This is a genomic window from Methyloligella solikamskensis (assembly GCF_042676065.1).
Lineage (GTDB): Bacteria > Pseudomonadota > Alphaproteobacteria > Rhizobiales > Methyloligellaceae > Methyloligella > Methyloligella solikamskensis.
In genome coordinates this window covers 2,115,293-2,128,256 of the sequence record NZ_JBHTJO010000001.1, presented here as the reverse complement: position 1 = coordinate 2,128,256, position 12,964 = coordinate 2,115,293, and the positions used below count along the sequence as shown (strand labels likewise).

Here is a 12,964-nt window from a genome sequence, read left to right as displayed (position 1 = left end):
GATTGGGCGTTAGGAAGTGTTGGCAACTGGGAGGAGAAAACATGGCATCGTTGACGCTCTATCACGCCGCGCCGACACGCTCGTCCATCGCCCGATGGATGCTCGAGGAGCTGGGCGAGCCCTATGAGCTTGAGGTTTTGGACTTGCAAAGCGGCATTCAACGCCAAGCCGAATACCGCAAGATCAACCCCATGGGGAAGGTGCCGGCGCTGCGCCACGGCGATGCGGTCGTGACCGAGGTGGCCGCCATCTGCACCTATCTGGCGGACGAATTCCCGGAAGCGGGCCTAAACGTCCCCGTGGGCGACCCGGCGCGCGGCCAGTATCTAAAATGGTTGTTCTTCAGCCCCGGCTGTCTGGAGCCTGCCATGACGGATCAGGCCTATCCGCGCAAAGAGGAGCCCTTCAGCGGCACGCTGGGCTACGGCAGCTTCGACCTCGTGCTGGACGTCCTGCGCGAAGCGGTCAGTGAGGGGGAGTATCTCCTGGGCGATCGGTTTACAGCCGCCGATGTCGTGCTCGGCTCGACATTGCGCTGGGGCATGATGTTCGGTCTGCTGCACCAGATGCAGGAGCTCGAAGCCTATGTGGAGCGGCTCGTGGCCCGGCCGGCTTTGCAGCGTACGCTCTCCCTTGACCAGGAGCTCGCAGCGGCGACGGCGGGAGATTAGTACCGCCCCTCGTCGGGGATCTTGAGTAGCTCGCCGCAGGCCTTGCAGTGGACTGCGTCGGCCTCGTGGCGCTGCAAGCCGCAGGACGGGCAAGGGTGGCGCACCTTGTAGGGGCGGAGCAGGGTCTGCAGCAGCCGCAAGAACAAGGTCACACCGAAGATCATGATCACCACGGCCACAAGCCGGCCAATCGACCCCTCCAGGGTGATGTCGCCGAATCCCGTCGTGGTCAGCGCCGTTACCGTGAAGTAGAGCGCATCGACATAGTTGTCGATCGCCGGGTTCCGCCAGTGCTGGGTCTCGTAGACCACCGAGGTCATGATGAAGAGGAAGACCGAGAGGTTGACGACGGCCACCACGGCTTCCTCGTTCCGGCGGAAGAAGACGCTTTCCTGCCGAAGCCGCGAGATCATCTGATAGGTGTGCAGCAGCCGCAGCGTGCGCAGGATGCGAAGGAACGCGAAACCTTCGTCGGCCAGCGGCGCCAGGAACGAGATGATGGCGACGATATCCGCCCAGGTGGAGATATGGGTGAATTCCTTCCATGGCTTCTCATGGGCGTAGATGCGAGCAAGGAAGTCGGTGAGCACCACCAGACCGATCGTAACGTCGATCACTTCGATCGTTAGGGACCGCTCCAGGAAGGACGTGGCGACGATAAAAGCCACCGTGATCGCATCGAAGATCAGCAGCCCGAACCGAAAACGGTGGGCGGCCTGGCTCCGTCCGAAATAGAGCTGTCTCAAGCGTTCGCGCAAAATTTGCCTATCCTTGGGGGCGGCGGTCGCCAGCCTCTAGCTTATCTCTTGCCCGTTGCCAACCCGAGCACTGCCGAAAGCCCTCGCGCCTCTGCCGACCCGATGGGAACGCAGCCGCCGCCTATTCCGTTTGCCCGTGAATGGATCGCGATGAAGAATCGGCGGCGCTCTATGTCGTTGCCTTAACCTCCGATGCGGACGATGAGGGTATCCTCGAGGGTGCCGACACAGTCCGGCTTGCGCCCGGACTCTATCTCGTCCGCACGTCGGCGCCCCAGTCGCGGCTCTATCATGCGGTGAAGCGGGAGGCGAAGCCGTCAGAGCTTTTCGTGGGCCGTCTCGACGGCGATCCGAAGTTCAAAGGCATGAGCGAAGGCGCGCTGAAATGGCTGCGCCGAAGATAGCGTAAGCATAGCAGGGAGACAGATCATATGGCGTTGATCATCACTGGCGGACAGACAGGCGTGGACCGCGCCGCCCTCGATGTCGCCTTGGAAGAAGACGTCGACTATGGCGGCTGGTGCCCCCGCGGCGGTTGGGCGGAAGACATGACCGAGCCGCCGGGCCTGCTCGCCGCCTATCCGAAGCTTCGCGAGACACCGTCTGAAGACCCCGCCCAGCGCACCGAATGGAACGTGCGCGACAGCGACGCCGTGCTGCTGATCACCGATGGGTCGGGCCTTGCCGGCTCCAAGGGGGCGAAGCTCGCGGAAGGCTTCGCCGAGAAATACGACAAGCCCCTTATGGTGATGAACGCGGAGAGCGAGGACGACGTGGAGCGCGCCGGCGTCTGGCTGACGGAGCTGCTCACCGCCCACACGGTCGACCAGGATTTCCAGATCGGCATCGGCGGCCCGCGTGAAAGCGAGGCGCCCGGCATCTACGAGAAAGCGAAGAACGTTCTGCCCGGCCTTCTGGAAGCGCTTTAGCGGAAAACAAGAAGCGGCGGCCGAACCCCAGCGAATCGTTGTCAGCGCCCGCGCGCCCGCGTAGTTTGACGCCGCCGGCCCGGGGAGGAGTCGGCCAAGCCCTGAGATGGAGGAGGCGATGAAGCATTTTACTTTTGGTATTGCGGCGGCGATGGCGCTTGGCCTGGCCGCATTGACGGCCCAGCCCCAGCCCGCGTCGGCCATGAGCGGTTGGTACGAGCCCAACCCCGATCCGAAGAACTGCGAGAACGACGACGGCGCCCTCGACGATGCCGCCTTCGTCATCGTGATGACCCCGCGCGCCGGCGATCGCGTCCGCACCGGCTTCGGCGTCACCGGCTGCTCGCGCACTTTCGAGAGCAATGTGCAGTGGAAGCTGATCGGCGCCGACGGCTCCGAGCTGGCAAGCGGCCACACGTCTGGCGGCGGCGTGGACGGCGCCGGCACGTTCGATTTCGACGTGACCTATGAGGTCGACAAGCGCCAGGTCGGCCATCTCGAAGTGATGGGCGAGGACGCTTCCGACGGCGAGGGCAACCCGCCCGGCCGTACCGTGCTTCCCCTGGTGCTGCAGCAGCCCGAAGGCGAATAGTCTTACGCTAGATCATCAGCCGTCATTCCGGCGCAAGCCGGAATCCAGCCATTTGCTCTGCGCCATGACGCTGGACACCGGCTCTTGCCGGTGTGACGGAATGATCAGTCCGCGTCGATTTTCGGATTTCCCGACACATCGAAGACTGTCAGCCGTTCTTGGAGCCCCTCAGGCACGGGCGGCGACAAGTTGTTGTGGTCCAGCCGCAGCACCTGGAGTGGCGCGATCTCCGCCAGGCTTTCGGGGATCTCGCCCGTCAGCCTGTTCCGGTTCAACCTGAGATCGGTCAGCTTCGTGAGCCCGCCGATATCTGGCGGGATCGATCCCGTCAGCCGGTTGTTGGCCAGCAGCAGGGAGGTCAGGCTCCTCGCCTGGCTCAGCGTGCCCGGCAGCTTCCCGCTGAATTTGTTGTTGTGCAGGAAGATCTCCTTGAGCGCTTGCTGCTGAAAGAGCGCTGCCGGCAGCTTGCCGGTGAAGTCGTTGTCCTCGCCGCGGAAGATCTCCAGCTTCGGCGTCGCCCAGCGCTCGGGCAGCTTTCCCGACATCTGGTTGGCGTGAAGATCGAGATATTCGAGCTCCGGCAGCATCGCCACGCCGTCGGGCAGGGACCCGGTGATCTTGTTGCCCTTCAGCCAGAGATTCTTCATCGCCCGGCACCGTCCGAACCCCTCGGGCAGGCGGCCGGAAATCTTGTTGAAGGAGAGGTGGAGCGTGTGCAGCCGCTCCAGATCGCAGATAGCGCCCGGCATGCGCCCTTCGAGATTATTGTCGTAGATTGTGAGCCGGACGACGTAACCGTCTGAATCGGTTTCGATCCCGTGCCATCGTCCGACAGGCTCGTCGCTCGCCCAGAAGTCCCGCTGGATCCAGTCCGGCCCGCCGAGCGCCTCGTAGAACGCAATCAGCGCCTTCCGCTCGAGATCCCTAATCGCGGCATCCGCCGGTTCCGGCACGGCATTGACGATCGTGCCGTCCGCATCGGCCGCCTGGAGAGGTCCGGAGACCAGAGGCGAGAAGAAAACCGCCAAAACGAGCAGAAAAATTACGGTAGAAAGGGATCGGAATGGCCCCATCGGCGTTGGTCCCGAGATAGGTTGCACCCTTGCGAAATGCCCTGGGCGCCGCGCGAACGTCTTGTAAAGGGCTTATCGCGTAATATCTATCAGTTGAACGCTTCGAAGCACCGCAATGCTGCGGAAAAGGAGAGACCCCGTGCTGCGCTTTTTGATTCTACTGGTACCGTTGGCCCTCGCTGGCTGCGTGACTGAAGAGCGTCAGCCCATGCCCATGTCTCTGGGCCCGACCGACGGTGCGGCCTCCTGCCTCGAATACGGCGATTCCCCGAGTTTTTCGGACTGCAAGAGCACCGGCACGGTCACCATCCCGGCCGAGTAGGCTTCCCCAACTCATCATCGTCATGCTGAGGAGCACGCCGCAGGCGTGCCTCGAAGCATGGGCGCCACCCTTCGAGGCTCGCTTGGCGAGCACCTCAGGATGACGCTCTGTTAATAGGCTAGCCGTCTTTCCCCATCAGCTCGGCGCGCTGGGCCATCAGCTTGTCCAGCTTCTCCTGCTGATCGGCGATGCGCTGGGCGTTGCGCTCCTCATCGGCCGCACCCGAGAAGGCCGCCGCCTGCTCCTGCAGCTCACGCAGATTGTCTTCCACGATCTGAATGCGGCGTTCGACTTCGTCCAGGGACAGGTTCTCGGTCATATGCAGTGTCTTTCAACAATGAGATTAGGAATTCGGCGCGGACGATAGCCGCTTCTGCAGGCTCCGCTCAAGCACTACCACCGACGGTGACGCGGGCGGCGCTCCCATGTCAAAGTTTGCCGTTCAAACCCAAAAGACAAAACGAAGGAGGAGGGAATGTCCAAGACTCGCGATGAGGTTCTAGGCGCCAATTCGGAGTATGCGGAAAGCTTCGGCGACAAGGCCGAGCTCCCCATGCCGCCGGCACGCCGTTTCGCCATCCTGACCTGCATGGATGCGCGGCTCGACCCGGCAAAGTTCGCGGGCCTCGCCGAGGGCGACGCCCATGTTATCCGCAACGCCGGCGGCCGCGCCAGCGACGATGCCATCCGCTCCTTGGTGATCTCCCATAAGCTGCTCGGCACCAATGAGTGGTTCGTGGTTCACCACACCGATTGCGGCATGGAAACCTTCACCGACGACATCATGCGCGGGCTTCTGAAGCAGAGCTTGGACACGGCGGAGATCGGTCCCGACGGCTGGAAGGATGTTGGCCAGGGACCCGGTTCGGCGGAAGGCGATTTCATCGACTGGCTGACCATCGCCGATCAGGCGGAGAGCGTGACCACCGACGTGGCGCGCATCCGGTCTCATCCGCTGGTGCCAGCCGATGTGCCCATCTATGGCTACATCTACGATGTGAAGAGCGGCAAGCTGATCGAGGTGCCCGAGGCCACCCGGGCCGGAAAGGCATAGATCTCAAGGCGACCTGTCACGGAAGGAGACTGGACGGCGGGTGCGGCCTCGGCCAAACTCGCCTTATGGGGGAGCTGACACATCGCGTGCGCAATGCGATCACCGATCGCGAACGGAGCTGGTCGCTTGAACCGGACGCGCTCGAATGGCGCGACGACAAGGGCAAGCAGGGGCGTATTCCTTACGCAGCCATCGGGAGCCTCCAGCTCATCGACTACGCCTCCTATGGTGGCCGCATCTATCAATGTGCGGTGGAGCGGAAAGGCGGCAGCGGCGTCAAGATCCGCTCCCACAGCTATATCAGCCTCGGCAATTTCGAGGATCGGCGGGGCACCTATGCTCCGCTGATCCGCGGGCTGGCGGAGAAGGTTGCCGACGCCAACCCAGAAGCCGACTTCATCGCCGGCAGCACGGGGCTGTGGATCGCCTGGACCATCGTCGGCCTGCTCGCCGTCGTCATGCTGGGGTTCTTCTTCGCCTCCCTAGGCGCCGGCGGGCCGAGCCTAAACGGCACGCTTATGGTGGTCGTCATCCTCCTCATCGGTGGGCCTATCATCTGGCGCCAGGTGAAATACGGTAAGGCGAAGAACTTCGACCCGAGAAACGTCCCACCTGAACTGATCGGCGCGGATTAACGGCGTTTGCGCGCAAAATCGCGGCGTGCAACTTATTTGTTCATCGGCCCATATGACCGCCTCGAATTGAAGCAGCGTCTGAGTAAAGCGCTTCTGTTTGAAACGCTTCTGCTTGGGCAAAGTTTTCGCACTCCAAGCAAACGGCGCTGAAACCCTGACGATGTCTGACTCGGCCGCCTTGACTTCTCAAGTTATCGGCGTGGAATCGAAAAGATTGGCACGCGACGCGTGTGCCGGGCCGGGGGTGAGCATCATGACAAAAGCGAATGGAGTCCATCAGGGCGCGAAGGACGGGCCGGATGACGGTGAAGTCCGCGCGGACGTGATAGAAGAGGACAAGATCGAGCGCCACTGGCATCTGCCGGGTGCCGACGGCAAGCCTCCAAAGAAGTCGAAGAAGAAGCCCAACGCGAACGGCAAGAAGATCAAGGCCAAGGGACCCAAGAAGGCAAAGACGTCCGGTAAGAAGAAATACGACTATATCGACGAGCTCGTGAAGCTGCAGTTCGAGCTGATCAAGCTGCAGGAATGGGTCAGCAGCCAGGGCCTGCGCGTCGCCGTGATCTTCGAAGGGCGCGACGCGGCCGGCAAGGGCGGCGTGATCAAGCGAATCACCGAGAGTCTGAACCCTCGGGTCTGCAAGGTCGTGGCGCTGGGCACGCCGACGGAGCGCGAGAAGACCCAATGGTACTTCCAGCGATACGTCCCCCAACTGCCGGCTGCCGGAGAGATCGTGCTGTTCGACCGCTCCTGGTACAACCGCGCCGGGGTGGAGCGCGTCATGGGCTTCTGCTCCGAGGAGGAGTATTGGGAGTTCCTGCGAGCGACCCCGCTCTTCGAAGAGATGCTGATCCGCTCCGGCGTGATCCTCATCAAATACTGGTTCTCCGTTTCCGATGAGGAGCAGGAGAAGCGCTTCAAGGGACGCATCGAAAACCCCATCAAGCGTTGGAAGCTCTCGCCCATGGACCTGAAGTCCCGCGAGAAATGGGTCGAGTACTCCCGCGCCAAGGACATCATGCAGGAGCACACCGACACCGAGTTCTCGCCCTGGTATGTCGTGAATGCCGATGTGAAGAAGAAGGCGCGGCTCAACTGCATCTCGCACCTTCTCTCCCAGATCCCGTATCAGGAGATCGAGCGCCCGCCCATCGAGCTCACCCCGCGCCAGAAGGAGACGGGCTATGTCCGTCCCCCCAAGGACAGCCAGCGCTGGGTGCCGGCGGTCTATTAGGGCTTGATGGAGACGTTTCCCGCCCAGGCGTGGAAGCTCAGTCCTTTAGCGCGCCCGTGTCCGGCACGATGACCGCGAAGAGATCTGCAAGGGCCGAGAGGCTAGCCTCCTGCACCTCTGCCGCCGGCACCGTCTTACCGGCCCACCGTTCGGGCAGGTCCCGCGTGGCCGTGGCGTTCGCCACCACCGTCGTGGCATAGCCGCGATTGAAGGAGGCCCGCGCGGTCGAGTTCACGCACATATGGGTCATGAAGCCGGCATAGACGACGTTCTTTGCGCCGAGCCGCTTCAGCTCATCGTCCAGGTCCGTACCCTCGAACGAGCTCGGCAGGTTTTTCACGATCACCGTTTCGCCTTCGATCGGCGCGACGGATTCCGCGATCTGGCCGATCGGCGCGTTCACGTCGTAAGGCGTGTCCGGTCCCGCGTCGTGCATGATGTGGATCACCGGCCGGCCTGCATCGCGAAACCGCTTGAGCAGCACCGCGGCCTCGTGAAGCGCAGGCTCCACGCCCTCAAGCTTCATGATGCCTTCGCGATAGGTCTGCTGACAGTCGATCAGCACCAGCACGCTGTCGGAAATGGGGGCAGGGGCATCGGGCAGCACAAGCAGGTGTCGCAAAGTCGGTCCGGCCATTCTCGTTCCTCCCTAGAGTGATTGGGCGCGTTTGGTTTTCCGCCCTTATAGCAGATCGCGGGCGTCATCTTCGGTGGCTTGAAGCACGAGGAATGGGGAACGGCTTTCGCCTCACGCTGTCGCCAGCGCGTGGATCCATTTCTGGTCCGGGCGCCGGTTCTTGGCGATCGACCACATCACAGACAGAAGGGCCACCGTGTAGCGCCGGTCTGACCGGCTGAACGCTGGCTCCACCGCGTCGAAATACCGGTCGGCGAGATCATCCAGCCCGTCCGCGTCGATTCTTCCGGCGAAGAAGTGGACGAGATCTAGGCCCATCGGCCCAACCCCGCTCAGGTCCCAATCGATGATCTTGATCCGGCCCGCGTGATCCAGAAGGAGATTGCCGTGATGCAGATCGCCATGAACGAGGGTCTGGGGCAGCGCCTTGAACCTCGCCTTGTGCGACGGCCATCGCGCCGAAAGCGCGCGCAGATCCTCCGCCTCCTCCGGCCCGTCTGCATGATGCCGCGCTGCCACCGCGAGATAGGTCTGCGCATTCACATGGCTGATCTGCGCATAGATCGCCGCTTTGTTGTCCGGCTCGCCGAGGATCGGCAGCAGCCGCGTGGTGATCTCGCTGAGCCGGTCCACGATGGCCATCGACTGAGCCCGGTCCAGGGGCTGGGCCGAGGTATGGCTTGGCAGAAAGTCGTAGAGGAAATAGGCGAACCGCGCGCCGACAACATAGTGATGCAGCTCCGGCAGAAGGTCCGGCGTTCCGCGGCCCGTGGCCTGCCACATGTCTTCGTAGAACTTCCGGCGGCCTGCGCTGCGGGCAGGATCCTGCACCGTATGCTCGAAGAAGAGCTCCACCCCGTTCGGCCCTTCCACCTGAATCTCTCTCGCTGAGCGGGTCTGGGCGCCGCCTACCAGCATGGTGCGGGCGCTAAAGGGGACGTCCTGGCCGGGATAGCGGGATTTCAGAAAGTCGCGCAGCAGAGCGTCGTTCTCCGCGCAGACCGGCTCCATGATCTCCTCTGCCTCGGCCGCACGGCCGGCCTGAGAGAGATAGCGGGCCGCCTGGTAGCGATAGTTCTCCTTGTCTGGATCGCGCTCAAGCGCGGCGAGATAGGCCTCGGTGGCGCCGTCCCAGTTCTGCTGGAAGCTGCGCATTTGCCCGACCTTGGCGTGATAATCTGCGCGCACATCGTCCCGCGCGACCGCGCCGGCGAAGGCCGCCTCCGCGCTGGCCCAGTTTTGCGAGAGTTCGTGGGCACGGCCGAGCTCGTAATGCCACGACGCCTCCCTGCCGTCCCGCGACACTGCAGTCTCATAGGCCATCGCGGCCTGCTTGAAATGCTTGGACTTTATCAGCAGCTGCGCGAGCTTCAGATGCCAGGCGGCCGGACTGCCGGGATAGGCGGTTGCAGTCTCGTAAGCGGCGATGGCCGAGGGAAGGGCGTCTACGCGGGCGTAATCGCGCGCGGACAGTTCATGGAGCTTCGCGCTCCAGAGACTCTGCCCGGCGGCGAATTCTAGAAGTCGCGCCGCGGCAGTGAAGAGAGCGATCCGGCAATAGCGGTGGGTGAAGCCTAAAGGCCTCCGCAAGCGTAATATGGCATGCCGAATGAGGTCGGCCGACGCCCTAAGAAACCCGTCCAAATCACCGAACCAGAACGATTTTTTCCCTTCTTCCGGTCTAGGTAACGGTTTTGTGACAAACAAGACTAAAATAGTCATGTTTAGAGCAAAACGATTGCCGAATCTTCCTGGGTCTTTTGGAAGGCCAGGGCAGTGCGGGTCGTGGCGATCCATTCCCAGGCATCCACGCGCGATCGCTAAACCACTGAAATTGAAGAAAGTTGTCGGGATTCTCCTGCGCAACCAAACCGCGAGACGCGGCGTTTTGGTTTCGAGGCGCGAGGAGGAGGAGAAGAACGATGCTGAAAGCGATTGTATTGGGTGCCACGGCCCTGCTGGGCATGGCGATCATCGTGACGAGCAGCGCGCAGGCCGCCGTGGTCTGCAACGAAGCCGGCGATTGCTGGCGGGTGAAGAAGAAGCACGATTACCCGAACCGGGCCCAGCTCCATATCTATGGCGACGACTGGGAGTGGGATCAGGCCCAGGCCGACCGCTACCGCTGGCGCGACCCGGGCGAGGGCCGCGGCTACTACCGCGACGGTGTCTGGATCACGTTCTAGGCGGCTGAACGATCAGACCGATCGCCGGACAAGCATCCGCCAAACCGGACAAACGGAAGCGCTCGGACCTCACGGTCCGGGCGTTTTGTCGTATTCTTTTGGTAACAAAACGGGCGCAGCTTCTTGAGTTGCAGGCTTAAAAGCCTCGTGCACGCAGGGCTCGAAGGACCGGGCGTGCACGCGTTGCGTCAACTCACTCACCTCACTCATGAGGACTACGATGATTTCCCAGACTGCCTCTACCAAAACCAAGACTGCCTCTCGCAAGACCGTCACCAATAAGACCGCCACCCGCCTTTCCGTCGCCGCGCTCGCGGCCGCTTCTCTCGCGCTGCTCGCCGTTCCGTCGGCCCATGCCAGCCGCTTCGACGGCAAGTGGGACATGCTGCTTCAGACCACCACCGGCCATTGCGGAAAGATCAAGATCGACGTCGCTGTGACCGGCGGGGAGATCTCCGCCACCGGCGGCCGCTTCGTGTTTCACAAGATCCATCTCGGCGGTCATGTGGGGCCGGCCGGGAATGTGAAGATCAAGGGCATCGCCGGCCCGCGCACCGCCTGGGGCACCGGCCGCTTCGGCCGCCAGCAGGCCCAAGGCAAGTGGCATGGCGTCGGCCCGTCGGGCAAATGCAACGGCGTCTGGGTCGCCGCCCGCGCTTAGGACTCGGACACCCCACTATCGTCATCACCGGGCCGCGACGCCCCGGCGTAATGCGCCGGTCGGCGTCGCGTGACCCGAGTGATCTGGGCTGAGGCGCTAGCGAGACTTTAAGACCGCGAGCCGCGTCCCGCTGCGCCGCCGTCTTCACAAAGCTCCGAGTTGAGCCGCGCGCTGACCGAGGCCAGCAACATCTCGTGGGCCTTGTCGATAATCTCGTCGAGGGAGGGCGTCTTGGCGAAGAGCTGCCGCGCCGTCGCCACGAGCTCGTCGCGGGTCGGCATATGGGGCAGGTGCATGGTCGCCAAAAGTTCGGTGGTGCGGTGATGGGCCTGGAGCATGGAAAGCTCCGAGCTGCGCAAGGTCGAGGCCAGCGCTAGGGCGATCCGCTCGGCGTTGAACTGCCCGGCGAGCTGCTCCGCCGCCTTGCGCACCACCTTGGAGCCGAGCCGCTGCTCGTTGCGCAGTACATGGGCCGGCGGCGTCTTCACGTCCCAGATCAGGCGCACCCGCTCCAGACCCTTCAGGATGTAATAGGTCGGATCGATCTCCCAGCGCCGGAAGCCCTGCCGCGCGCTGCTCTGATAGGCGTGGTGATTGTTGTGCCAGCCTTCGCCCATGGTAAAGATCGCGAGCAGCCAGTTGTTGCGGGAATCGTCCCCCGTCACGTAGCGCGTGCTGCCCGAAACATGGGCGAGCGAGTTGATGCAGAACGTGGCGTGATAGACCAGCACTGTGCTCCAGACGAAGCCGACGATGAGACCGGACCACCCGGCGATGGCGAAGCACAGCGCAGCCAGCAGGATCGCCGGAAGCAGCTCCAGCTTATGCAGCCATACGATCTCGGGGTAACGCGTCAGGTCGCCGACCAGCTCAAGCTCGGGCTCGTCGTGCTTGGCGGCGAAGATCCACCCCACATGGCTATAGAAGAACCCCGTATGGCGCGGCGAATGCACGTCGTTCTCGGTATCCGAATGAAGATGGTGATGCCGGTGCTTGGACGCCCACCACAGCACGCTCTTCTGCGCCGTGCTCTGAGCCAGGAAGGCGAGCGCGAACTGGAAGACGCGGCTGGTGGAATAGGCGCGGTGGGAGAAATAGCGGTGATAGCCGGCGCCGATGGCGAAGATGCGCAGCCAGTAGAGCGCGATGCACAGCACCACGGCTTCCACCGTCACCCCGGTCCAGATCGCCGCGAAACAGGCCAGGTGGAGCAGAACGAAGGGAATGGCGGAAGGGTAGACGACGTCGTCGTGGGGCGCTTCGTGTTCGGGATCCATGCAGTCAGTCTCTCACATCGGCGCCCGCGCAATGAGCACCTTACGGCACGCGCGAAGTCTAAAACCTGCTTGCCGTGGTCTCAAGAATGGTTGGAAAAGCCTGACCGGGCGCGAGCGAAAAACGGTCAGCCTGCGGCGAAACGCCGATAGCCCATAAATATGCACGCGGGGCTGGCCGGACAAGGGGAAATCGGGCGGTCGGGGCAGGCCGCTTCCTCTAACGGTGGGGGGCTCATGGTTCGAGACGCGCGCCCTTCCGGCGCGCCCTCACCATGAGGATTGACGCGGCGGCCCAGCAGCCCGACATCCGCACCGGCCCATCTCCTCACCCTGAGGGGGCCGAAGGCCCGTCTCGAAGGGTGCAGGCCAGGGCCAGCGAACCCAATCCGCGTCGCGTCATGCTGAGAGCCTGTCCCGGACCCGATCCGGGATGCCCGGCCGTCCTTCGAGGCACGCCTTCGGCATGCACCTCAGGATGAGAGCCGGGCCTCGAAGCCCGCCATGCGGGGACCTCTCTAGGCCTTCCACTCACGTCATCACCGGGCCGCGACGCCCCGGCGCAAAGCGCCGGCAAGGCGTCGAGCGACCCGGTGATCCATGCCGTTACCTGACCGCTTGCTCTGGGCGTGTGTTGGCACCTCTAAGCGTGAAGGCGCCCGCCCCATCCTCACCCGTCATGCCCGGGCTCGACCCGGGCATCCGCGGGCCGCTTGCTCAGCGCATGGTGGTGTCTTCGGCGGGGCCCCCGCTTCGATCCCGGTCATTCTCCGGTCTCTACACGCCGGCACTCAAACCTGTGCGTCTTGGCAGGGGCTCGTAATGGCTCCGGGGGAGCCCCGCCGCCGCCCAAGTGGTCTTCGATGTGAAAGGGCGCGCCCCGCGTAAAAGGCACGCCCGCAGGCGCCGCACCCCGTCCCGCATCACGAACGCCTTCG

16 protein-coding genes are annotated in these 12,964 nt (G+C 63.3%); 10 read left to right on the top strand and 6 right to left on the bottom strand.

The genetic code is table 11. The features are described 5' to 3' along the window. Window positions 1-41 precede the first annotated feature (41 nt). On the top strand, window positions 42-671 hold the full coding sequence (locus ACFQ2F_RS10345) for a glutathione S-transferase family protein (RefSeq protein WP_379089543.1): 630 nt from the start codon (window positions 42-44) through the stop codon (window positions 669-671). Here ACFQ2F_RS10345 and ACFQ2F_RS10340 read toward each other — a convergent pair. Continuing rightward, window positions 668-1,429, bottom strand: a complete 762-nt coding sequence (locus ACFQ2F_RS10340) for a potassium channel family protein (RefSeq protein WP_379089541.1) — start codon at window positions 1,427-1,429, stop codon at window positions 668-670. The two genes, ACFQ2F_RS10345 and ACFQ2F_RS10340, sit on opposite strands and share 4 nt — an antisense overlap. A 140-nt stretch (window positions 1,430-1,569) precedes the next feature. Here ACFQ2F_RS10340 and ACFQ2F_RS10335 point away from each other — a divergent pair, with 140 nt between their 5' ends. The 3 genes from ACFQ2F_RS10335 (at window position 1,570) to ACFQ2F_RS10325 (ending at window position 2,950) form a co-directional block, all read left to right on the top strand. Continuing rightward, window positions 1,570-1,833 (top strand): hypothetical protein, encoded by a 264-nt coding sequence (locus tag ACFQ2F_RS10335; protein ID WP_379089539.1) that lies wholly within the window; start codon window positions 1,570-1,572, stop codon window positions 1,831-1,833. A gap of 27 nt (window positions 1,834-1,860) precedes the next feature. Next, the gene (locus ACFQ2F_RS10330) at window positions 1,861-2,358 is read left to right on the top strand and encodes a putative molybdenum carrier protein (protein WP_379089537.1); all 498 of its coding nucleotides are present in this window, start codon (window positions 1,861-1,863) and stop codon (window positions 2,356-2,358) included. A gap of 118 nt (window positions 2,359-2,476) precedes the next feature. Beyond that, on the top strand, window positions 2,477-2,950 hold the full coding sequence (locus ACFQ2F_RS10325) for a Gmad2 immunoglobulin-like domain-containing protein (RefSeq protein WP_379089535.1): 474 nt from the start codon (window positions 2,477-2,479) through the stop codon (window positions 2,948-2,950). Window positions 2,951-3,054: 104 nt separating this feature from the next. Here the strand turns inward: ACFQ2F_RS10325 and ACFQ2F_RS10320 are convergent, their stop codons facing one another. Next, window positions 3,055-3,978: a leucine-rich repeat domain-containing protein gene (locus ACFQ2F_RS10320; protein ID WP_379089533.1), complete on the bottom strand. Its 924-nt coding sequence runs from the start codon at window positions 3,976-3,978 to the stop codon at window positions 3,055-3,057. Window positions 3,979-4,162: 184 nt separating this feature from the next. Between ACFQ2F_RS10320 and ACFQ2F_RS10315 the strand changes: the two genes are divergently transcribed. Beyond that, window positions 4,163-4,345 (top strand): hypothetical protein, encoded by a 183-nt coding sequence (locus tag ACFQ2F_RS10315; protein WP_379089531.1) that lies wholly within the window; start codon window positions 4,163-4,165, stop codon window positions 4,343-4,345. A gap of 118 nt (window positions 4,346-4,463) precedes the next feature. Here the strand turns inward: ACFQ2F_RS10315 and ACFQ2F_RS10310 are convergent, their stop codons facing one another. Next, a complete protein-coding gene (locus ACFQ2F_RS10310; RefSeq protein WP_379089529.1) occupies window positions 4,464-4,664 on the bottom strand; it encodes a hypothetical protein in 201 nt (66 codons plus the stop codon). 156 nt (window positions 4,665-4,820) lie between these two features. Between ACFQ2F_RS10310 and ACFQ2F_RS10305 the strand changes: the two genes are divergently transcribed. From ACFQ2F_RS10305 to ppk2, 3 genes are all read left to right on the top strand, one after another. After that, on the top strand, window positions 4,821-5,399 hold the full coding sequence (locus tag ACFQ2F_RS10305) for a beta-class carbonic anhydrase (RefSeq protein ID WP_379089527.1): 579 nt from the start codon (window positions 4,821-4,823) through the stop codon (window positions 5,397-5,399). A gap of 86 nt (window positions 5,400-5,485) precedes the next feature. Continuing rightward, window positions 5,486-6,034, top strand: a complete 549-nt coding sequence (locus tag ACFQ2F_RS10300) for a hypothetical protein (RefSeq protein WP_379089525.1) — start codon at window positions 5,486-5,488, stop codon at window positions 6,032-6,034. 253 nt (window positions 6,035-6,287) lie between these two features. Beyond that, window positions 6,288-7,268 (top strand): polyphosphate kinase 2, encoded by a 981-nt coding sequence (ppk2, locus tag ACFQ2F_RS10295; RefSeq protein ID WP_379089522.1) that lies wholly within the window; start codon window positions 6,288-6,290, stop codon window positions 7,266-7,268. A gap of 37 nt (window positions 7,269-7,305) precedes the next feature. On the opposite strand, the gene ACFQ2F_RS10290 is transcribed toward ppk2, so the two are convergent. Beyond that, window positions 7,306-7,905, bottom strand: coding sequence for a cysteine hydrolase family protein (locus ACFQ2F_RS10290; RefSeq protein ID WP_379089519.1), 600 nt, complete (start codon window positions 7,903-7,905; stop codon window positions 7,306-7,308). 111 nt (window positions 7,906-8,016) lie between these two features. Continuing rightward, window positions 8,017-9,495, bottom strand: coding sequence for a phosphotransferase (locus tag ACFQ2F_RS10285; protein WP_379089517.1), 1,479 nt, complete (start codon window positions 9,493-9,495; stop codon window positions 8,017-8,019). Between the two features lie 332 nt (window positions 9,496-9,827). Here ACFQ2F_RS10285 and ACFQ2F_RS10280 point away from each other — a divergent pair, with 332 nt between their 5' ends. Together ACFQ2F_RS10280 and ACFQ2F_RS15295 are read left to right on the top strand one after the other, a co-directional pair. Then, the gene (locus tag ACFQ2F_RS10280) at window positions 9,828-10,091 is read left to right on the top strand and encodes a hypothetical protein (protein WP_379089515.1); all 264 of its coding nucleotides are present in this window, start codon (window positions 9,828-9,830) and stop codon (window positions 10,089-10,091) included. Between the two features lie 220 nt (window positions 10,092-10,311). Further along, window positions 10,312-10,752 carry a hypothetical protein gene (locus ACFQ2F_RS15295; RefSeq protein ID WP_449288918.1) on the top strand — a complete coding sequence of 147 codons (441 nt, stop codon included), beginning with the start codon at window positions 10,312-10,314 and terminating at the stop codon, window positions 10,750-10,752. Window positions 10,753-10,859: 107 nt separating this feature from the next. Here the strand turns inward: ACFQ2F_RS15295 and ACFQ2F_RS10275 are convergent, their stop codons facing one another. Continuing rightward, the gene (locus tag ACFQ2F_RS10275; RefSeq protein ID WP_379089513.1) at window positions 10,860-12,029 is read right to left on the bottom strand and encodes an acyl-CoA desaturase; all 1,170 of its coding nucleotides are present in this window, start codon (window positions 12,027-12,029) and stop codon (window positions 10,860-10,862) included. Window positions 12,030-12,964 lie beyond the last annotated feature (935 nt).